The 19691-nt window shown below is 71.6% G+C and carries 19 protein-coding genes; 17 read left to right on the top strand and 2 right to left on the bottom strand.

What is annotated here, in order from left to right:
* Positions 1 to 61 precede the first annotated feature (61 nt).
* From IW245_RS10870 to IW245_RS10845, 6 genes are read left to right on the top strand one after another with little or no spacing between them, the layout of a single operon-like run.
* Positions 62 to 886: an NUDIX hydrolase gene (locus IW245_RS10870; protein WP_197003056.1), complete on the top strand. Its 825-nt coding sequence runs from the start codon at positions 62 to 64 to the stop codon at positions 884 to 886.
* Positions 883 to 2832 (top strand): ABC transporter ATP-binding protein, encoded by a 1950-nt coding sequence (locus IW245_RS10865; protein ID WP_197003055.1) that lies wholly within the window; start codon positions 883 to 885, stop codon positions 2830 to 2832. Before IW245_RS10870 ends, IW245_RS10865 begins: the two co-directional genes overlap by 4 nt.
* A complete protein-coding gene (locus IW245_RS10860) occupies positions 2829 to 3767 on the top strand; it encodes a phosphotransferase (protein WP_197003054.1) in 939 nt (312 codons plus the stop codon). The genes IW245_RS10865 and IW245_RS10860 overlap by 4 nt, the downstream gene beginning before the upstream one ends.
* A gap of 11 nt (positions 3768 to 3778) precedes the next feature.
* Positions 3779 to 4285 (top strand): NUDIX domain-containing protein, encoded by a 507-nt coding sequence (locus IW245_RS10855; RefSeq protein ID WP_233472380.1) that lies wholly within the window; start codon positions 3779 to 3781, stop codon positions 4283 to 4285.
* The gene (locus IW245_RS10850; RefSeq protein WP_197003052.1) at positions 4282 to 4650 is read left to right on the top strand and encodes a hypothetical protein; all 369 of its coding nucleotides are present in this window, start codon (positions 4282 to 4284) and stop codon (positions 4648 to 4650) included. The genes IW245_RS10855 and IW245_RS10850 overlap by 4 nt, the downstream gene beginning before the upstream one ends.
* Positions 4635 to 5339, top strand: coding sequence for an HAD family hydrolase (locus IW245_RS10845; RefSeq protein WP_197003051.1), 705 nt, complete (start codon positions 4635 to 4637; stop codon positions 5337 to 5339). Before IW245_RS10850 ends, IW245_RS10845 begins: the two co-directional genes overlap by 16 nt.
* 91 nt (positions 5340 to 5430) lie before the next feature.
* Here the strand turns inward: IW245_RS10845 and IW245_RS10840 are convergent, their stop codons facing one another.
* A complete protein-coding gene (locus IW245_RS10840; RefSeq protein WP_197003050.1) occupies positions 5431 to 6060 on the bottom strand; it encodes a TetR/AcrR family transcriptional regulator in 630 nt (209 codons plus the stop codon).
* A gap of 62 nt (positions 6061 to 6122) precedes the next feature.
* Between IW245_RS10840 and IW245_RS10835 the strand changes: the two genes are divergently transcribed.
* Positions 6123 to 6593, top strand: coding sequence for a cupin domain-containing protein (locus tag IW245_RS10835; RefSeq protein WP_197003049.1), 471 nt, complete (start codon positions 6123 to 6125; stop codon positions 6591 to 6593).
* A 351-nt stretch (positions 6594 to 6944) separates the two neighbouring features.
* On the opposite strand, the gene IW245_RS10830 is transcribed toward IW245_RS10835, so the two are convergent.
* Complete coding sequence (locus IW245_RS10830) at positions 6945 to 8063, bottom strand: glycosyltransferase (protein ID WP_197003048.1); 1119 nt, start codon at positions 8061 to 8063, stop codon at positions 6945 to 6947.
* A 513-nt stretch (positions 8064 to 8576) separates the two neighbouring features.
* On the opposite strand from IW245_RS10830, the gene IW245_RS10825 reads away from it, so the two are divergent.
* From IW245_RS10825 to IW245_RS10780, 10 genes are all read left to right on the top strand, one after another.
* Entirely contained in the window at positions 8577 to 9749 is a 1173-nt protein-coding gene (locus tag IW245_RS10825) for an ROK family transcriptional regulator (protein WP_197003047.1), read from the top strand.
* A gap of 130 nt (positions 9750 to 9879) precedes the next feature.
* Complete coding sequence (locus IW245_RS10820) at positions 9880 to 11007, top strand: mandelate racemase/muconate lactonizing enzyme family protein (protein ID WP_197003046.1); 1128 nt, start codon at positions 9880 to 9882, stop codon at positions 11005 to 11007.
* A 9-nt stretch (positions 11008 to 11016) separates the two neighbouring features.
* Complete coding sequence (locus IW245_RS10815) at positions 11017 to 12591, top strand: ABC transporter substrate-binding protein (protein ID WP_197003045.1); 1575 nt, start codon at positions 11017 to 11019, stop codon at positions 12589 to 12591.
* On the top strand, positions 12588 to 13541 hold the full coding sequence (locus tag IW245_RS10810; protein ID WP_197003044.1) for an ABC transporter permease: 954 nt from the start codon (positions 12588 to 12590) through the stop codon (positions 13539 to 13541). Before IW245_RS10815 ends, IW245_RS10810 begins: the two co-directional genes overlap by 4 nt.
* The gene (locus IW245_RS10805; protein ID WP_197003043.1) at positions 13538 to 14428 is read left to right on the top strand and encodes an ABC transporter permease; all 891 of its coding nucleotides are present in this window, start codon (positions 13538 to 13540) and stop codon (positions 14426 to 14428) included. Before IW245_RS10810 ends, IW245_RS10805 begins: the two co-directional genes overlap by 4 nt.
* Positions 14425 to 15282 carry an SMP-30/gluconolactonase/LRE family protein gene (locus tag IW245_RS10800; RefSeq protein ID WP_197003042.1) on the top strand — a complete coding sequence of 286 codons (858 nt, stop codon included), beginning with the start codon at positions 14425 to 14427 and terminating at the stop codon, positions 15280 to 15282. Before IW245_RS10805 ends, IW245_RS10800 begins: the two co-directional genes overlap by 4 nt.
* Positions 15279 to 15986, top strand: a complete 708-nt coding sequence (locus tag IW245_RS10795) for an SDR family NAD(P)-dependent oxidoreductase (protein WP_197003041.1) — start codon at positions 15279 to 15281, stop codon at positions 15984 to 15986. The genes IW245_RS10800 and IW245_RS10795 overlap by 4 nt, the downstream gene beginning before the upstream one ends.
* Complete coding sequence (locus IW245_RS10790) at positions 15983 to 18034, top strand: ABC transporter ATP-binding protein (RefSeq protein WP_197003040.1); 2052 nt, start codon at positions 15983 to 15985, stop codon at positions 18032 to 18034. The genes IW245_RS10795 and IW245_RS10790 overlap by 4 nt, the downstream gene beginning before the upstream one ends.
* Complete coding sequence (locus IW245_RS10785; protein ID WP_197003039.1) at positions 18031 to 18651, top strand: bifunctional 4-hydroxy-2-oxoglutarate aldolase/2-dehydro-3-deoxy-phosphogluconate aldolase; 621 nt, start codon at positions 18031 to 18033, stop codon at positions 18649 to 18651. Before IW245_RS10790 ends, IW245_RS10785 begins: the two co-directional genes overlap by 4 nt.
* Entirely contained in the window at positions 18648 to 19652 is a 1005-nt protein-coding gene (locus IW245_RS10780) for a sugar kinase (RefSeq protein WP_197003038.1), read from the top strand. Before IW245_RS10785 ends, IW245_RS10780 begins: the two co-directional genes overlap by 4 nt.
* The last annotated feature ends 39 nt before the right edge of the window (positions 19653 to 19691 follow it).

The raw sequence follows: 19691 nt of genomic DNA, 5'->3' as shown, positions 1-19691 counted from the left end.
ATCCTGCGGCACCGGGCCTCGTTGTGATACATATGTTCGGATTCCATCTTGGGAGGCACTGATGGCCAACGCACTATCCGCATCGGAACTGGACAGGGCCGGCATGGCGGGGGCGCTCGCGGATCTGGTCGCCGAGCGCATCCGGCAGCACGCAGCCTGGGGGGATCAGTCCGGGCTGCCGGACGGCACCGGGCCCCAGTGGCAAGACCGCGCAGATGTCGCACGCGCCGCCTGCCAGGCGGCCGGAGGCACGGTGTCGTGGCGGCACCTGATCGAGGAGGAGTTCGCCGAAGCACTCGCTGAAGCCGACCCCCGCCTGCTGTATGGGGAGTTGACGCAGCTCGGTGGGCTCGTCGTGCAGTGGATGCAGGCACTGCGCTCGCGTGCGGACCTGCCACCGGCCGAGGTGGGGCTGTTGGTGGGCCTGGGTCGATACCGGTCGATCGTGGACCTGCATGTGCTCCTGCGCCGCGACGACGGGAAGCTGCTGTTGGCGCGCCGGGCGGGTGCGGTGTACGCCTCGGGAATGTGGCATTTGCCGTCCGGGCACCTCGAGCCGGGTGAACCCCTCGCCGACGGCGCCGCGCGTGAGGCCCGCGAAGAACTCGGCATTGACATCGACCTCGACGACCTGCGGCTCGTGCACGTCATGCACCACCAGGCCAGCGGACAGGAACCGCGGGTCGGATTCTTCTTCGAAGCCGACAGGTGGACCGGGGATCCGGTCAACGCCGAGCCGGACCGCTGCTCCGGGCTGGCCTGGGTCGAACCGGACGCTCTACCGGAGCCGATGGTGCCGTACACCGTCGCCGCGCTCACCGAGATCACCGCCGGACGCATCTACGCCGCCGACGGCTTCCCGGCAGTGTCGGGGAGTCGGGCATGAGCCGCCCCGCCGAGCAGACCGCCCCCGCCCAACTCCAGACAACCGACAGCCCCACGGTCGCAGTCGAGCAGGACCTGCTGGTCGAGATGGAGGCCGACAACCACTGGCACAAGTACACCAGCCAGATGATCGACACCCGGTTCTGGACGGTGCTGGCGCGGTTGCCGCGGTTGACCCGCCTCGCGTTCGGGATGGCCTGGCGGGCCTCGGCCCGTGACACCGTGGCGACGGTCGTGTTGCAGGTGGCCAGCGGCCTGTTCACGGCGTTCGGGCTGCTGGCGACCCAGCAGGTGCTGGTGCACCTGTTCTCCAGCGGTCTGACCCGCGACAAGGTCCTCGCCGCGTTGCCGTCGCTGCTGGTGGTGATGGCCGCCGCCGTGGCCCGGGGCGGGCTGTCCACCGCGGCCGGCTACGCCCAGGCCCGCCTCAAGCCGAGGGTGCGCAACGCCGCCGAGGTGCACCTGCTGTCGGTGACCAGCCGGGTGCAGTTGTCGGCGTATGACACCGAGTCCTACGCCGACGCCCTCGACCGGGCCCGCAATCGTGGACTGCACGCCGTGGAGGAGCTGGTCAACGCCACCATCGACCTGCTCACCAACACCGCCCGCTTCACCGCCGTCGCCGTCACCCTGCTCACCATCCACCCCCTGCTGCTTCCCGTCCTGATCGTCGCGGCCCTCCCCGAAGGGTGGGGCGCGGTGCGGGCCGCGCGCGCCGAGTACCAGGCGTCGACCCGTTGGCTGGCCCGCGCCCGCTGGTCGTGGACGCTCGGGCACCAGCTCGCCTACCGCCGCCACGCCCCCGAGGTGCGCTCCTACAACCTGCGCGGCTACCTGCTGCGCCGCTTCGGCCTGCTCCTCGACCAGATCCAGCAGACCGAGCTCCAGGTCGCCCGGGAGCAGACCACCGCGCGGGTGATCGGCGGCAGCCTCGCGGGCATCGGTACCGCCTGCGTCTACGCGCTCCTCGCCTTCCTGCTCGTCGAAGGCCACCTGCCCCTGGCCGCCGCAGTGACGGCCGTGTTCGCTTTGCAGACCGGCGGGAGCGCGCTGCGGAACCTGATCTACAACGTCAACCACGTCTTCGAGTCCGGCCTGTACGTCACCGACGTCCAGGACACCGAGACCACCACCCTCGCCCGACAGGAACGCGCCGGCACCGCCGCCCCCAAAGCCCCGGCCGAGATCCGGCTCGAGGACGTGACCTTGACGTACGAGAGCGCTGACGCGCCGGCACTCGCCGGGGTGAGTCTGACCATCCGGCGCGGGCAGACCATCGCGCTGGTGGGGGAGAACGGGTCCGGGAAGTCCACACTCGCCAAGATCCTCGGCGGACTGTACGAGCCGACCGGCGGCCGGATGCTGTGGGACGACGCAGACACGTCGGGCTTCTCGCCGGAGGCGATGCGCGAACACATCGCCACCATCAGCCAGGACTTCGCCCGCTGGCCGTTCACCGCCCGCGAGGCGGTCCGGATCGGCGCCGAGCCCCGGCCCGTCACCCAGGCCGACATCGAGACGTCCGCCCGCGCCGCCGAGGCGCACGAGATGATCCTGGGCCTGCCCAACGGGTACGCCACCCTCCTGGACACCAGCTTCAAGGGCGGCCACGACCCCTCGCAGGGCCAGTGGCAGCGCCTGGCCGCCGCCCGGGGCTTTCACCGCGACGCGCCGGTCATCATCTGCGACGAACCGTCCGCCGCGCTGGACCCGCGGGCCGAACACGCCCTGTTCCAGTACCTGCGCGACGGCGCCGCCGACCGGATCACCGTCCTGATCACCCACCGGCTCGCCAACGTCCGCGACGCCGACCAGATCCTGGTCCTCGACCACGGCCGGGTCCTCGAACACGGCGACCACGACCAGCTGATGGCCGCCGACGGCACGTACGCGGAACTGTTCCAGCTCCAGGCCAGCGGGTACTCGAGTGAGCGGCCTGTCGCATGAGTGGTCCAAAAACTGTGGGCCCCGCCTGGTTCGGGACAGTGGGCGACCTGGCCGCTGACCTCGAGGCGTTGACTGCCGCCACCGCGACGATCGACGGCCTGCACGTGGGGGCCGTCCTGCACCACACCGACAAGTCCCTCGTCACCGATGGCACCTACCGGGGCGAGGCGGTCGTGATCAAGCTCCTCACCGCCCGCCCCCGCGACGGCGGCCCGGATTGGGCAGTGCGGCACCGTCACGAACAGCAGGTCCTCGCCGCCGCAGCGATCGAACCGCCCGCCGCGCGGGTACCCGAGCTGATGATCAGCGGTACCGGGCCGGTGACGGTCACCCGACGGCTGTCGGGCGCGCGGGTCGGCGAGCACCGCTACGCCGAGCACGTCGATTCCCCGACGGCAGAAGCGATCTGCGACGCTCTCACCGCCTTCGCGTCCTGGCCCGCGACGCCGGCGGCTCGCCGGGAGTGGTGGGACTATCCGGCCCGGATCGAACAGGCCAGCGCCGAAGGAATACTCACCCCGCCTGATCGCCGCGCCGCGCTGCGCCTGCTGGCCGCCGTGGGCTCCCCGCGGGTTGTGCAGCACGGCGATCCGCTGCCCACCAACCTTCTCCTCGACCACGGGCGGGTCGGGCTGGTGGACCTGGAGTTCGTCGGCTGCTACGTGCAGGGCCTGGACCTGGCCCTCATCGACGTGCTCATCGGCTCGGGCAGCCCCGCCGTGCGGGCTACGATCAACACCCGCGTCGCCCGCGACGGGGCGGGTACCGGGTACGCGCTCAACCTGGTCGTGCTCGTCGCCCGGGAGATCTCCCTGCACCGCCACCTGCCCGACCTCGCGGTACGCGCCGCCCGCCACGGCCTGCTGGCCGTCGAACTCGACCGCGCACGCCACGTTCTACACGATGCAGACCGATCCACCGGCGCATCGACATGACGGGAGTCGCTGTGGACCACCTGACCGATCCCGCCCACCAGCTGCGGGTCACCGGCCGCGCCGTGCTGTTCCACGAAGGTGCGGTCCTTCTGACCGCCAGCGGCCCGGAAAGCGACCTGTGGCACCTACCCGGGGGAGGCCTCGACCCGGGCGAGACCGCCGCCGCGGCCACCGTCCGCGAGCTGCGGGAAGAGACCAGTCTCGACGTCGTACTCGCCGAATTGACCTTTGTCCGCGAGACGTCCTACCCGCTTGCGGGCGGCAGCCACCGCCACCGCATCGACGTCGTCTTCACTGCCACCACTTCCGAGCCGCTGACCGCGCGCCTCGGACCACAACCCGGGCACACCACCGCCGTCGCCTGGATCGGGCTCGAATCGCTCGCGGAACTGGATCTGCGCCCACCAGAACTGGCCTGGCTCCTGCCGAGGCTCGCCGCCGGCGAACCGGTGCCGAGATACCTCACCGACACCGAGACCGGACACCAGACCGACCAGCCTGAGGCAGGCACGCGATGAGCCCACCGGAACCCGTCGAGCCCCGGACTGCGCCGGCCGCGGCGAGCCGGTCGTCGACCCGGGTCGTGATCGTCCTCGCGGCGGCAGCACCCCTGCTCCTGCTGGCCTGCGGGATGCCGGCCCACGGCCTGTCGGCGATGTGCCGACCTGGCACCTGCGGCGGCCTGAACATGACCGTCATCTCCGCCGTCGTCATGGTCGCAGCGGCCACGGCCGTGGCCGGGTTCGCCGTCCCCGCCCGCTGGATGTGGGTGCGGCCGGTGCAGGTGCTCGCCGGCGTCGTCGCGGTCATCGCCTCGGTGTCGCCGATGATCTGGATCCTGCTGTTTCAAGGACACGAACGAACGAAGTGGAGCGCGCGGTGATCGTGGTGGCCTTCGACCTTGACGGCACGTTGGTCACGGCCGGGGTGATCGGCCAGCGCGCCGCGCTGGCGGCCACCCGGGCCGTCACCGGCCGCGAACCCGACGACCTCCCGCCCCGCGCGGGCAGGACCGACCGGGCGATAGGCCTGGACTACCTGATCGCCGCAGGAGTCGATCATGACGATGCGCCCGGGCTGCTCGACGACTACCTCGCGGCGCTGCACGACGCGGCCATGGACCTAATGGGCGACTACCGTGCCCTGGCCAGGGTCCTGCCCGGAGCCCGGGACGTGCTGGAGGCCCTGCACGGCCGAGACGATGTGGTTTCGGTGCTGGTCACCGGCAACATCAGGTCGGTCGCCGAAGCCAAGCTGCGGGTCCTCGGGCTGCACGACCTCGTGGTGTGGGAGTGCGGAGGGTACGGCGACGACTCGACCGTGCGCGCCGAACTGGTCCACACCGCCTGGCAGGCGGCGTCGCGGTACACCACCACGCCGATTCCGCCCGGCCGGGTGATCGTGGTCGGTGACACCCCACGCGACATCGACGCCGCCCGCACCGCCGGCGTCGCCGCCGTCGCGGTCGCCACCGGCCCGCACACCGCCGCCGAACTCGACGGCGCCGACCTCGTCCTTCCCGACCTGTCCGACCCGGAGGCCGTGAGGCGGATTCTCAACGTATGCCGTTGACCTGCGGAAACTTTTCCGCAGGCACGCCGCTATCCACAGGCCAGGCCCTGCACACGGTGGCCACAAGCTCATCGACATCCCTCATGCAACGTCAATCACTATCAGTCACCACCAAATTCGCGAGCAACGTCGAGGGTGTTTCGAGGGCCTGTTTGACGAGGGCGTCGACCATCCATTGCTGGAGCGCGCTGACTTCTGCGGGCGCGAGTCCGGCGATGTCGCTGAGCCAGACGCGGGTCTCGATGCCGCATGCGGCGCGGAGTGCCAACGCGAGCCTGTGGACGCCTTCGTCGCCGATCGACTCGGCCATGGGCGCGAGCGCCTCGACGAACCACGGAATGACGCGGCCCTGGCGCAGCGGTAGCTCGTGGGACACCTCGCCCAGCGAGAGGCGCAGCATCGCACGCTGCTGTGGCTCATGCTCCTGCACGCGGCCGATGACGAATTCGGCAACGGCGGCCACGCGTTCGTCCACGGCTGCTGGCGGCGGGTCGGGAAGGACCGACGCGACCGCTGTCTCCGGGTATGCCGCGGCGAGAAGTTCGGCGCGTGACGCGAAGTAGCGGTAGGCGGTCGGGCGGGAGATCCCGGCGGCCTCGGCGACCTCCTCGACGCTGGGCGTGTCGCCCGCGGTGATCAGCTCGCGTGCCGCAGCGATCAGCTGGTCGCGGGTGCGTTGCTTCTGCCGCGTGCGACCTGACTCGAGGTAGTCCGTTGACATGCCCTTCATGATATGCGATTCTCGTTATAAGACTCAAGTCTCATAAACGATCGGGGTGTCAAATGACCGAAAAGACGACGCTCGCGCCGGTGATCCGACGGGCAGGCGAGGGCGAGAAGCGATGGTTTTTCGGCGGCGGAGTCTTCACCTGGAAGCTCGGCGGCGCCAACGAGGACATCAGCCTGATCGAGGTCGACATGGTCGAGGGCAAGTGGACCCCGGTCCACACCCACCCGGTCTCGGAGTCGATGTGGGTGCTCGACGGACAGATCCGGTACCGCATCAACGACGATGAACACGAACTCGGGGCCGGCGACTTCGTCATGGTGCCCGCGGGTGTGCCTCACGCCTTCATCGTCAAGAGCGCAACAGCCAAGGTGCTCGGCATCCAGCCCACATGCGAGTGCGAACCCTTCTACCGCGGCGCGAGCGAGCCACTTGAAGGATCGGCGTGCATCGTGGACTTCGCCAGGATCGCGCAGAGCGCCCAGCAAAACGGGGGCATCGACATCGTCGGACCCCCACCCTTCTAGACCACGCCCCCATCTGCCGCGATCCGCGCGTTGATCTTCGTTGTGGCGCTGTACGTAGCCAGCCCAGCTACGCCGACATGATCGCCAAACTCCGGCGTGTCCTCATCGCCACCCAATTTCACGCGGGAACGCCCCGACAACCCACCCCAGGCGAAATCCACACTATCCGCCTGGCCTGGGAAAACACCGGGGCTGTGACCAAGAGCGATTGCTGGCGGACACAACGCCGCGCCGCAGTGGGCCTGTTGGCTGAGGCTGTCGGCCAGGGGCACAGGTTGCCTGTCGGCGCGAGCGTGGCACTGGGGCGGCCGGGCAGTTTCTGGTCGCCCTCCGCGGCCCGCCCGGGCTCATTCAGCCGCGCAGGCGCTCCAACGCGGCGACTGTCGCCGCTACCGGTGGCAGCGTGCTGATCTCCGTCTGAATCCGGGCTGCTGCCCGCCGGTAGCCGGGTTCGGCGAGTACCGCCGAAACCGCCTGGCGGACCTCGTCTGGGGTGACGGTGATCGGGTCGAGCGCCCGCCCGACGCCGAGTTCGACGCAACGCGCCGCGTTATGCGGCTGGTCGGCGCCCATTGGCAGCAGGACCGCCGGCAGGCCGTGGGTGAGAGTGCCGATCATGCTGCCCGAACCGCCGTGGGAGACGACGAGGTCGCAGCGCGGCAGGAGTTCGTCCTGCGGGATGAACCGCTCGATCCGCACGTGGGCGGGCTGTGGGCCGAACCCTGCGGGATCGATGTGTTCGCCGACGGTCATGATGATGTCAGCGGGCAGGTCCCGTAGCCCGGTGAGGACTCGGGTGTGCAGCTCCGGGTGAGTGTAGATCGTGCCGAGGGTGAAGTAGACGGTCGGCCGCGTCGTGGCCGCGCGCGCCGGGGCGCCGGCGGTGGCCCGGTAAGAGAACGCCGTCGGCGGCAGCGGCGCGGCTGGACTGCGAAAGCTCGGCGCGAACGGCGACAGCACTAGCCCACGCTCCAGCATGGTCAGCGCCGGATCCGGCGGCAGGCCCTTTTCGGCCCGCAGCTCGTGCAGCGGCTCGGCGACGATCTCCGGGCGTAGGAACGTCCCGGCCGCCAGGACAAGCACGGTCGCGCAGGGCAGGCCGAGCAGCTCGGCGACGATCGCGGCGCCGAAGTCGACCTCGTCGCGGACCAGCAGGTCAGGACGCCACCGCGCGACGATGCCGGGCAGTACAGCGGCGTGCCGCCGGGCCCCGGTTCCAGCGAAGCCCTCCCGCAGGTGCCGTGCCTCCCCTGCCGGGTCGGCGGGCTCCAGCGGCCCGTGGTCCGGTGCCCGTCGGGGCCGGGGCGGGCTGGTGGCGAACGCGGTGAAGCCAGCCTCCTCGATCGTGGTGACCATGGTCCCGCCGCCGGCCACGGCCACCGTGTGCCCGGCAGCCTGGGCGGCGCGGGCGACGGGGACCAACGGGTGGAAGTGGCCGCTGCCACCGATGAACGTGAACAAGATCCGCACCGGTCGAACGATAGCGCCACGGGCGTCGGCGGGGTGCCCTGTGGCCAGTTGCTACCCCGGCTATCAGCGATACACCTTGATCGTCCGCCACTGATAGGTCCGATCCGCCAGCTGCCGCCCTTAGTCGCAGACAAACCCGCCTGAAGCATCCCGCCATACCGAGTCTCTCCGAGCCTTTGTGTGGGTGATGTGGGGCTTCGGAGCAGCGGGTTGGTTGTCTGCGGCATCGTGTGCTGGCTGGATTGACCGTGTTGCCGCCGCCCGCAACGTCGGGCGGGTCCGCCCGGCGGGGCTGATTGGCTGGGTCTGCGGTACCGCGTCAGGTCTCGCTGCCCGAGCCTCGCTCGCGGAGGTCGCGTCCGTCGATCTCGATCCGCCGTTACCGGGTATAACGGGATCAACAGCTAGGTATCGCTGCCGCAGTTCCCACGATTTTTCTGGTCAGCCGTTCAGATGATTGCCGCCGTGTGGCATGCTTATTAAATTCGAGAAACTAAGTAAAGGAGTTGTGGAGTGAGCAGCAGGCAACAGGGCGTGGCCGCCGTGGGGCAGGACTCCGAGGCGATGCGTCGACGTAACGAGTCGGCGGTCCTCCGGACGGTCTTGGCGCACGGCGCCGTCGCCCGAGCGGAGATCGCCCGGCACGCCGGCCTGTCGGCGCCCAGCGTCACGAAGGTCGTCGTCCGGCTGATCGAGGCCGGCGCCCTGCGCGAGCTCGCCCCACAGGCTTCGGCCGAACTCGGCCGGCCCAGGGTCCCGCTCACCCTGGAGGGCACCGCCGCCGTGGCCCTGGGCGTGCACATCGGACTGTTGCGCACCACGATCGGCCTCGTCGGCCTCGACGGCACCGTTCGGGCCCAGGTCGCGCTGCCCCACGAGATCCAACCCGAGCCGCTGGTGGCCCAGGCCGCCGACGCCGTCGACGCGTTCCTCGCCGAGCACCTCGGCGATCAGCGGCTCGTCGGCACCGGGGTGAGCATCGGCGGCTGGGTGGACGAGGACGCCGGCGTCGTGGTCGAACACCCGGCGCTCGGCTGGACCGATGTCCCGCTGCTGGCGATGCTGCGCGACAAGGTGCCCGGGCCCATCCGGCTCGGGCAGAACACCCGCGCGACCGCGCAGGCGGAGATGTGGTTCGGGGCTGGGCGCGACGTGCACGACCTGGCCCTGGTGTTCGTCGGCAACGTGGTCGGCGTCGCCACCGTCGTCGGCGGCGTCATCCAGCGTGGGCCCCGCTCGGCCGCCGGCAGCGTCGACCACGCGCCGGTCGACGGCGGGACCCTGCAGTCCAGGGCCAGCGATACGGCCGTGCTCGCCGAGGCCCGGGCACAGGGACTCCCGGTCGCCGACTTCGACGCCGTCGTCGACCTGGCCCGTGCCGGCGACGCGACGGCCGACGCGATCCTGCGCACCCGCGCCCGGTACGTCGGGCGGGCCGTGGCCATGCTCGCCGACCTGCTCAACCCGTCCCGGATCGTCCTGGCAGGTGGCGTGGTCGCCATCCCGGCCCATGTGGACGAGGTGCGCGCCGAGGCCAGCGCCCGGGCGCACCGCCTGGCGGCGGACCTGGGCGACCGCATTCTTCCCACCACCTTCGGCGAGGGTTCGCTGGTGGTGTCCTCCGCGGCGGCGCTGCTGGAGGACCTGCTGGCCGACCCTCTCGCGTTCCTTGAGGAGCCACGATGACAACGACAGCGACACTCGACCGGACCGACGGGGTCCGGATGCAGACACCCACCCGGGGCGGCTACAGCGGCGGCTACGGTTCCGAGCCGGCCCCGACGCGCCCCGCCGGCCCGGAACCGGCGGTGGCTCGATGCGCGCGCCCGACGGTCCGGCCCCGACGCCGGACGGCATGGGCATGATCGGGAACATCACCCTGTACCGGGTGGCCGTGTCCCCCAGGACGTCGTGGCTCGTTCTCGCGGTCAGCGACCGGGGCGGAGTCACCGGTCTGGGGGAGTGTTCCGACGCCGGTGCCGTGGGTCTCGTGGCGGCCAGGATGTCCGCCTGGTGGGCGATGCTGCGGTCCCGCGACGTGCTGGCCGAACGCGACGCCGTCCTGGAAGAACTCGCCCTGCGGGTCACCGGCCTGACCGACGCGACGGTGCTCGGCGGCCTCGACCAGGCGCTCAGCGACCTGGCGGCCCGACGCGAGGGCGTACCCCTCTGGAAATGGCTCGGAGGGTCCGATCCCGGCGCGGTCGACGTCTACGCCAACATCAACCGGGCCGGCGGCGGCCGCGAGCCCAGCGACGTCGCGTCCGTGGCGCGGGCGGCCGTCGCCGCCGGATTCCGGGCCGTGAAACTCGCGCCCTTCGACGTTCCGGGCGCCGGTCGGCTTGCCGACATCGGGCTCGCCCGGGTTCGCGCCGTCCGCGACGCCGTCGGCGACGACGTGGACGTGATGGTGGACTGCCACGAGCGGCTCGCGCTCGACGAGCTGGATCCGATTCTCGATCCGCTGGCCGACCTGGGCCTGCTCTGGCTGGAGGACGCGGTCGCGATCGACCGGGTCGAGGAACTGCGCCAGCTGCGCTCGCGGACCCCGCTGCGGCTCGCCGGGGGCGAGTTCGCCTTCGCCCCCGGCGACGTCGCCCCGGCGGTCGAGGCCGGAGTCGTCGACGTGCTGATGCCGGACGTTAAACACGCCGGGGGGCTGCGCCGCGCGCTCGCCCTGGCCCGGGTCGGTGCGGGGACCGCGGTCTCGTTGCACAACCCGTGCGGGCCGGTGGCCACCGCCGCCAGCGCGCACCTCACAGCGGCGTGTCCCGGGGCGATCGCCCTGGAATACGCGTTCGGCGAGGTCGGCTGGCGGGCCGACCTGGTCGGCGGCGCCGAACGGATCACGGATGGCCGGCTGGCCATCGCCCCAGGTCCGGGCCTCGGCCTGGATCTGGACAAAAGCCTCCCCTCGGTCACCGTCGTGTGGTCGACTCGCTAGGAGAACATGATGTCCCGAAACCTTGACCTGTCCCGCCGGGCGCTGTTAGCCACCATCGGCGCCGGCGGAGTCGCCGCGTTGCTGCCCGGATGCCGATCGGCCGTCGAACAGGCGGGCGACGCCGGTGCCGGCACGCCCACCCCGGGTGGCGTCCTGAAGATCGCGCAGGCCGCCGACATCTCGCCGAAGACGCTGCTGTCGCAGAACAACCCGAACATGGCCGTGTGCCGCACGGTGTTCAACACCCTCTTCGAGTACGACCACAAGACGCTGGCCGCCAAACCCGGCCTGGCCGAGTCGTTCCAGCTCGCCGACAACGGCGCGACGGTCACCCTGAAGCTACGGCAGGGCGTGACGTTCCACAGCGGCCGGCCGTTCGGCGCGAAGGACGTGCTGTTCACCCTCGACTACCTCCGCAAGGACACCACGAGTTCGCAGCTCAAGCATGTCGCCAAGGCCATCGCGGACGCCTCGGCCACCGGCGACGGCGAGGTGCGGCTGCGGTTCAACCATCCGGTCAGCAACATGTTCGACCTGTTCGAGATCATGCTGATCCTGGACTCCGAGTCGATCGGCGACCTGGAGAAGGGCGCGAAGCTGATCGGCACCGGGCCGTTCGCGGTCGACTCCTACACTCCCGGCAGCGGATTGAAACTGTCCCGCAACGAGAAGTACTTCAAGCACCGGCCGTACCTCGACGGGGTGGACATCTCCATCATCACCCAGTCCTCCTCGATGCTGGCGTCGCTGCGCTCGGGGAACACCCACCTGGCCCTGGACATGGCACCGCTGGACGCGGCGGCGGTGCGCAACGACCCGGCGTACGAACTGGTCGTGGCCGACCCGCACGACTCCACCTTCTACCTCGCCTCCAACGTGAAGGTCGCCCCGCTGGACCGCAAGGAGGTACGCCAGGCCATCGCGTGGGCGATCGACCGCGACCGCGTCCTCAAGCAGGTCCTCGGCGGGATCGGCTCCACCAGCTCGCTGCCCTGGTCGCCGTCATCCCCGGCCTACGACAAGACCGCAGCCCAGTCCTACCACTACGACCCGGCCAAAGCCAAGCAACTCATCGCGCAGGCCGGGGCGGCGGGCGTGCGTCTCGACGTCGTCTACAACGCCGGCCTGGCCACCAACGCGGCGATCGCCGAGATCGTCCAGTACAACCTGAAGGAAGCCGGGCTCGACGCAGCGGCCGTGCCGTTGCAGGCCGCCGACTTCCAGGGCAAACTCACCTCCGGCGCCCTGCCCGGGCTGTTCGTCAACGGGCACGGCTTCGGCCACCTCAACCCGGCGACCCTGGTCAAGGGCGCGTTCCCGTTCAACGCCGACCGCAACGCCTCCAACTTCGACTCGGCCGAGTACAAGCAGCTCGCCGACACGCTGTGGAAGGCCACCGACGACACGGCCCGGCGCGCGGCGGCGGCGAAGGTCAACGCGTTCCTCCTCGACGAGCAGTTCGTGTCCGACCTCGTGGTCAGCGCGCACACCTACGCGATCACCCGCAAGGTGCGCGGCCTGGCCTGGTCGATGTTCGACTACCTCAACCTCGACGAGACGTACCTGGCCGGTGGGCGGCCATGATCGGATACACCCTCCGACGGGTACCGTCCGCGCTGCTCGTCCTCCTCGTCGCCTCCTGGGTCGTGTTCGCCATCCTGCGGCTCGCCCCGGGCGACCCCGCCGTGGTACTCGCCGGACCCGACCCCAGCCCGGCCACGATCGACGCCGTCCGCCACCAGCTGGGACTCGACCAGAGCGTGTGGCACCAGTACGCCACCTGGCTCGGCGGGCTGCTGTCCGGGGACCTGGGCACCTCCTACATCCTCGGCGCACCGATCGGCACACTGATCGGCCACGGTCTGGGCAACACCGCCCAACTCGCCGGCGCGGCCCTGCTGCTGGCCGTACTGGTCGGCGGGGCGGCCGGCATGGCACTGGGCACCACCCGGCGCAAGGTCACCGGTCAGCTCCTCGGCGGCCTGGTGAGCCTGATGTACGCCGTGCCGCCGTACGTGTCCGGGGTGCTGCTGGTCCTCGTGTTCGCGGTCACCGCCCGGGTACTGCCGGCCAGCGGACAGGTGTCGGTGTTCGACGATCCGGTGCTCGGGGCGCAGTACCTGATCATGCCCGCGCTGTGCCTGGCACTGCCCGCCGCCGCCGTGATCGCCCGCTTCCTGGCAGCGTCGATGCGCCGGGTCCTCGACGAGGACTTCGTCGCCACCGGCGTCGCCAAAGGCATCAGCCGCCGCCGGCTGCTGTGGCGGCACGTGCTGCCCAACGCGTTGCCGCCGGTGGTGACCGTCCTGGGCATCCAGATCGGACAGCTGCTCGGCGGCGCGATCGTCGTCGAGGCCATCTTCGCCTGGCCCGGCGTCGGCCTACTCCTCCTCAGCGGCGTACTCGGCCGCGACTACCTGCTGGTCCAGGACCTGCTAATGCTCGCGGTCACCGTGTTCGTCGTGCTGCAGTCCCTCACCGGCATCGCGCACACCGCCCTCGACCCCCGCATGCGCGACCAGGAGGGCCGATGACCACCCACCACGCCACCGACCTGACGCCGGCCCCGGCCGGAGCGCCGGTTGTTCCCGGCCGCCGCCCGCGCCGCACCCGCCCCGGATCGGCCCGCCGGTGGAGCGCGGCCACCGTGACCGGACTCGCGACCGTCGGCGTCCTGTTCGCCCTCGGCCTCGCAGCACCCCTGCTCGCCGGCCACCCGCCGCAGGCCCAGGGCGCCGACGCCCTCGCACCGATCTCCGCGGCCCACCCGCTCGGCACCGACGAGTTCGGACGAGACCTGTTCAGCCGGGTGCTGTACGGCATCCGTGTCGACGTCTGGATCACCCTCGTGGCCGTGCCGATCGGAGCCCTCGTCGGCACGGCGCTCGGCCTGGCCTGCGGCGTGCACCGGTTCGTCGACCTCGTGTTGCAACGCATCTTCGACGTGACCCTCGCGTTCACCGCCCTGGTCCTCGGCGTCACCGTCGCCGCGATCGTCCAGCCCGGCACCACGGCGGTGATCTGGACCGTGGCCCTGGTCAACGTGCCGCTGTTCGGCAGGATCACCCGCGACGCCATGATGACCCAGCGCGACCGCGACTACGTGACCGCCGCGAAGGTGACCGGCGTCGGACCGGTCCGCCTGCTCACCCGGCACATCCTGCCCAACTGCGTCGACCCGCTGATCGTGCAGGCCGCCCTGTCGCTGTCGATGGCAGTGTTCATCGAGGGCGCGATGAGCTTCGTCGGCCTCGGCGTCCGACCGCCCGAACCGTCGCTGGGCTCGCTGCTGCGGACGTCCATCAACTTCCTGGACGCCAACCCGGCGTACGCGATCGGACCGATGGTGGCCGTCACCGCCCTGGTGGTGGGGTTCAACCTCATCGCCGACGGGCTGAACAAGGGACTGCTGAGGCGATGAGCGACATCGACGTACTCGACACGCCCACCGCCGAGGTCGGCGAAGCCCCGGTGTGGGACGCGCGACGCGGCTGCCTGTGGTGGGTGGACATTCCGGCGGGCCGGGTGCACCAGACCCGACCCGACACCGGCCGGACGCGGTCCCGGACGTTCCACGGACCGGTCTCCGTGGCCCTGCCCACGGCCACCGGGTCGCTTCTGCTGGCCAACGACCGCGACCTCGTGGAGATCCCCCTGCCCGACATACCGGCCGGCTCCATCGCGGCCGGAGGGCGACGGATCCCGCACCGGCTGCCCCCGGGCGGCCGAGCCAACGACGGCAAGGCCGACCCCCGGGGCCGGCTGTGGATCGGCACCGTCGCGGCGGGAGACACCCGCGGCGCGTTGTACCGCTGCGACGCGATCCCGACCCTGGTACTCGGCGACCTGGGCATCTCCAACGGGCTCGGCTGGTCTGCGGACGGCACCCGGATGTATCACACCGACACCCCCACCGGTCGGATCGACGTGATGGACTACGACCCCCAGACGGGTACCGCCACCGCGCGTCGACCCTTCGCGGCGGTCGACGGCACCCCCGACGGGCTGGCCGTCGACGCCGACGGCGGGGTGTGGGTAGCGCTGTTCGGCGGGTGGGCGCTGCACCGCTACACCGCGACCGGCCGCCTCGACCATGTCGTCGAACTGCCGGTCAGCCACCCGACCAGCTGCGCCTTCGTCGGCGAGGACCTGTACGTCACGAGCGCTCGGTCCCGGCTGAGCGCCGACGAGCGCGACCGGCGGCCCGACGACGGGAAGTTGCTGCGTGTCAGGGCTCAGATCACCGGCGTACCCGTCCCGGAGGTTGTGCTGTGAACGGACAGACCGCCATCGTCACCGGCGCGGCCCGGGGCATCGGCCGCGCGATCGCCGAGGCCTTCGCCGCCCGCGGCGCCACGGTCGTCGGCGTCGACCTGGACCCCGTGCCCGTCGGGACCGGGGTGCGGGGCGACATCACCGACGAAGCCACCATCGCCGAGGCGCTCAGCGTCGCCGGGCCGGCGACCATCCTGGTCAACTGCGCGTTCGCGGAACAACGGGCGACGTTGCTGGACGGCACGGCCGAGGGTTGGGAACGCACGTTCGCCGTGTGCCTGCACGCGGCGGTCCGGTTGTCCCGGGACTTCGTGGGCCAGCTGCCCGCCGGTGGCGGCGCGATCGTCAACGTCACATCCGTGCACGCCTCGCTGGCCGCACCGGCCTTCGGGGCCTACGCCGCGGCGAAGGCCGCGCTGGAGGCGTTCACCCGCACGGCGGCCCTGGAATGGGGCCCGCTCGGGGTCCGGGTCAACGCCGTCGCCCCAGGCTTCGTCGCCGTCGAACGCAACGCGCACCTGTGGTCTGACCCCGAAACCCTCGCGGACCTGACCCGTGCGTACCCGCTCGGCCGTGCCGGCCGCCCCGAGGAGGTCGCCGCCGCCGTCGCCTTCCTCGCCTCGTCCGAGTCCTCGTTCGTCACCGGCGTGGTCCTGCCCGTCGACGGCGGGCTGACGGCCCGCTCCCCGGAGGTACAGACATGAGCATCCTCGAGGTGCGCGACCTGGTCACGCGCTTTCACACCCGCCGCGGCGTCGTGCGCGCCGTCGACGGCGTCAGCTTCGACGTCGAGGCCGGGGAGACCGTCGCCCTGGTGGGGGAGTCCGGGTCCGGCAAGTCGGTGACCGCGATGTCGATCCTGAACATGGTCCGGGCCCCCGGCCGGGTCGAGTCCGGCCAGGTCCGCTACCGGGGCCGCGACGTGCTCGCCATGGGGGACAGCGAACTGCGCCGGGTCCGGGGTGGAGGGATCGGCATGATCTTCCAGGACCCGATGTCCTCGCTCAACCCGGTGATGCGGATCCGCGACCAGCTCACCGAGGCGATGCTCGCGCACGGCAAGTTCACCGGCCAGGCCGCCCGCGACCGTGCCGTTCACCTGATGGGCCTCGTCGGCATCCCGGACCCGGCCGCCCGACTCGCCGACTACCCGCACGCGTTCTCCGGCGGGATGCGCCAACGGGTCATGATCGCCATGGCCGTGGCCAACGCACCCGACGTGATCATCGCCGACGAGCCGACCACGGCCCTCGACGTCACCGTGCAGGCCCAGATCCTCGACCTGCTGGCGTCCCTCAACCGCGAACTCGGCACCGCCGTCGTGCTCATCACGCACAACCTCGGCGTCGTCGCCCGACTGTGCCAGCGGGTGAACGTGATGTATGGCGGGCGGATCGTGGAGTCCGCGACCGTCGACGAGCTGTTCGCGGCCCCGCGGCATCCGTACACCCGAGGGCTGCTGGCCGCGACACCCCGACTGGCGGCGGCGCGGGGCAGCACGCTCACGCCCATCGACGGCCGGCCGCCGGACCTGATCGACCCTATCCAGGGCTGCGCGTTCGCACCCCGGTGCGCGATGGCCCGCGAGATGTGCACCCGGCACGAGCCGGCGCTGGAGGTCGTGTCGGTCGGGCACCGGGCCGCCTGCTGGCTGCCCGACCTCACCATGGCTCCACCGGACCGGCCGGTCGGCGGGGACGTGCCCCCGCCGCCCACCGGAATCCCTCTGCTGGAGGTGCGCGACCTGACCCGGCACTTCCCCGTCCACCGCAACCTGTTCGGCCGCGCCCGCGCGGTCGTGCGGTCCGTGGACGGCGTGAACCTGACCATCGCCCCCGGTGAGACCCTCGGCCTCGTGGGGGAGTCCGGGTGCGGAAAGTCCACCCTCGGCAAGGTCCTCGTCGGCATCCACCCGGCCACCTCCGGCACCGTCACCTACGAGGGTGCGGACGTCACCGGCCCCTACGGGCTAGGCGCCAAACGCATGCGCCGCAACATCCAGATGGTGTTCCAGGACCCCTACAGTTCCCTCAACCCCCGGATGAGCATCGGCCGGGTCCTGCGCGAACCCCTCGACGTGCACGGCCTGGCCCGCGGCGCCGACGCCGACCGGCGGGTCGCCGAACTCCTCGAACTCGTCGGCCTCGCCCCGGAGATGGCCGACCGCTACCCTCACGAGTTCTCCGGCGGGCAACGCCAACGCATCGCCATCGCCCGCGCGCTGGCCGTGGGGCCCCGCCTGATCGTGTGCGACGAACCGGTGTCGGCCCTCGACGTGTCGCTGCAGGCCCAGGTGATCAACCTGCTCCGGGACCTGCAACGACGCCTCGGACTGGCGTACCTGTTCATCGCCCACGACCTCGCCGTCGTCCGGCACCTGTCCCACCGGATCGCCGTCATGTACCTCGGCCAGATCGTCGAGATCGGACCCGCCGAACGGCTCACCGAAGCGCCCCTGCACCCGTACACGGCAAGTCTGCTGTCGGCGGTCCCCGAACCCGACCCGGCCCTGGAACGCCGCCGCGAACGCATCCTGCTCACCGGCGACGTGCCCAGCCCGCTCGACCCGCCGCCCGGCTGCCGGTTCCACGGCCGCTGCCCGATCGGCCCCGCACACCGGCCCGAACGCGTCATCTGCGCCACCACCCCGCCACCACTGACCCAGGTCAGCGCCGACCGGTACGCCGCCTGCCACTTCCCCGGCGAGCTGACCACCGGCCTGCACACGATCACCCGGGCGGCACAGCGATGACCATCCTCGACCGGCTCGCAGGCACTCGCCTCGTCGCGATCCTGCGCGCCACCACCCCCGACCACCTCGCCGACGCCGCCGAGGTCCTCGTCTCCGAGGGACTCGACTGCGTGGAACTGCCCCTCACCACACCCGGCGCGCTCACGGCACTCGCCGACATCCGCCACCGGCTCGGCGACGCGGTCGCGCTCGGCGCCGGCACGGTCCTGACCACCACCCAGGCCGCCGACGCGGTCGCGGCGGGCGCCACCTACCTGATCAGCCCCGCCGTGGGCGCCGACGTCATCGGCTGGGCAGCCGAACACGGCGTCGCCGTCCTGCCCGGCGCCCTCACCCCCACCGAGATCCACACCGCCCACGGCCTCGGGGCGCGGGCCGTGAAGCTGTTCCCCGCCAGCACCGTCGGCCCCGGCTACCTCACCGCGCTGCGCGGCCCGTGGCCGGATCTGAAGATCGTGGCCACCGGCGGCGTCGACCGCGACAACGCGCGGGCGTGGCTGGCCGCCGGGGCGTTCGCCGTCGGAGTCGGCTCCCCGCTGGCCGGCGACGCGCTGAAAACCGGGGACATGGCGGGCCTGCGCGCCCGGGCCCGGGCCTGGAAGGCGGCGCTGACATGATCGACGTCCTCACCTACGGCGAGACCATGGCCGCCCTGCGCTCCACCACCACCGGGCCGCTGCGCCTCGGCCACCACCTCGCCGTGTCGCTGGCCGGAGCCGAGAGCACCGTCGCGATCGGCGTGTGCCGGCTCGGCGGCACCGCCCGGTGGACCGGCGTCCTCGGCGACGACGAGTTCGGCCTCCTCGTCCGCGACCGGCTGCGCGCCGAAGGCGTCCTGGTCGACGCGATCGCCGTCGACCGGGACGTACCCACCGGCCTGATCGTCACCGAACGGCGCACCAGCGACCGGCACCGGGTCTCCTACTACCGGGCCGGCAACGCCGGCTCCCGCCTCGCACCCGACCACGTTCACGAGGACGACCTGCGGTCCTGCCGCATCCTGCACGTCACCGGCATCACCCCAGCGCTGTCTGACTCGGCGGCCGCAGCGGTGCGCGCGGCGGTCGCAGGGGCCCGGCGGCACGGTGCGACCGTGTGCCTGGACGTCAACTGGCGGTCCACGCTGTGGCCGGCGGAGAAGGCCGCGCCGGTGCTGCGGGAACTGGCCGGGTACGCCGACATCGTGCTTGCCACCCTCGATGAGGCGGAACTGCTCGTGGGTGCCCGGCCGGTGGAGACGGGCGGCACTCCGGCCGGCTCAGCGACGGGTTGGTCCGCCGACACCGACGCGTCCGATCGGGCCGCGGCAGCCCTCGCCCAGCTCGGCCCCCGTCTCCTCGTCATCAAACACGGCGCCGACGGGGCGACCGGCTACGAGGCCGGCCACCGCCACCACATCCCGCCGCATCGGGTGACCGTCCGCGACCCGCTCGGGGCCGGCGACGCGTTCGCCGCGGGCCTGCTCGCCGACCTGGCGGCCGGTCGGGACTTCCACACCGCTTTGACCACCGCCGCGGCCGTCGCCGCCGTCGCGGTGTCCTGCGACGGCGACTGGGAGGGGCTACCAACGCGCCCCGAACTCGCCGGCCTACTGGCAGGGGAGGACATCCTCCGCTGACCCGCGGGGACCACCACCGCACCCCCTGAAAGGCAGAAT

Origin of the sequence: Longispora fulva (assembly GCF_015751905.1) — a bacterium.
GTDB classification, from domain to species: domain Bacteria; phylum Actinomycetota; class Actinomycetes; order Mycobacteriales; family Micromonosporaceae; genus Longispora; species Longispora fulva.
Note: the sequence above shows the minus strand (reverse complement) of the source record. Positions and strands in the feature narration are given on the sequence as shown.

Excerpts from the sequence above, each read along its gene's own strand:
- IW245_RS10810 (WP_197003044.1), top strand. The coding sequence starts at position 12,588 with ATGATCGGATACACCCTCCGACGGGTACCGTCCGCGCTGCTCGTCCTC.
- IW245_RS10790 (WP_197003040.1), top strand. The coding sequence starts at position 15,983 with ATGAGCATCCTCGAGGTGCGCGACCTGGTCACGCGCTTTCACACCCGC.
- IW245_RS10835 (WP_197003049.1), top strand. The coding sequence starts at position 6,123 with ATGACCGAAAAGACGACGCTCGCGCCGGTGATCCGACGGGCAGGCGAG.
- IW245_RS10800 (WP_197003042.1), top strand. The coding sequence starts at position 14,425 with ATGAGCGACATCGACGTACTCGACACGCCCACCGCCGAGGTCGGCGAA.
- IW245_RS10870 (WP_197003056.1), top strand. The coding sequence starts at position 62 with ATGGCCAACGCACTATCCGCATCGGAACTGGACAGGGCCGGCATGGCG.
- IW245_RS10840 (WP_197003050.1), bottom strand. The coding sequence starts at position 6,060 with ATGTCAACGGACTACCTCGAGTCAGGTCGCACGCGGCAGAAGCAACGC.
- IW245_RS10805 (WP_197003043.1), top strand. The coding sequence starts at position 13,538 with ATGACCACCCACCACGCCACCGACCTGACGCCGGCCCCGGCCGGAGCG.
- IW245_RS10815 (WP_197003045.1), top strand. The coding sequence starts at position 11,017 with ATGTCCCGAAACCTTGACCTGTCCCGCCGGGCGCTGTTAGCCACCATC.
- IW245_RS10850 (WP_197003052.1), top strand. The coding sequence starts at position 4,282 with ATGAGCCCACCGGAACCCGTCGAGCCCCGGACTGCGCCGGCCGCGGCG.
- IW245_RS10860 (WP_197003054.1), top strand. The coding sequence starts at position 2,829 with ATGAGTGGTCCAAAAACTGTGGGCCCCGCCTGGTTCGGGACAGTGGGC.
- IW245_RS10780 (WP_197003038.1), top strand. The coding sequence starts at position 18,648 with ATGATCGACGTCCTCACCTACGGCGAGACCATGGCCGCCCTGCGCTCC.
- IW245_RS10820 (WP_197003046.1), top strand. The coding sequence starts at position 9,880 with ATGCGCGCGCCCGACGGTCCGGCCCCGACGCCGGACGGCATGGGCATG.
- IW245_RS10785 (WP_197003039.1), top strand. The coding sequence starts at position 18,031 with ATGACCATCCTCGACCGGCTCGCAGGCACTCGCCTCGTCGCGATCCTG.
- IW245_RS10865 (WP_197003055.1), top strand. The coding sequence starts at position 883 with ATGAGCCGCCCCGCCGAGCAGACCGCCCCCGCCCAACTCCAGACAACC.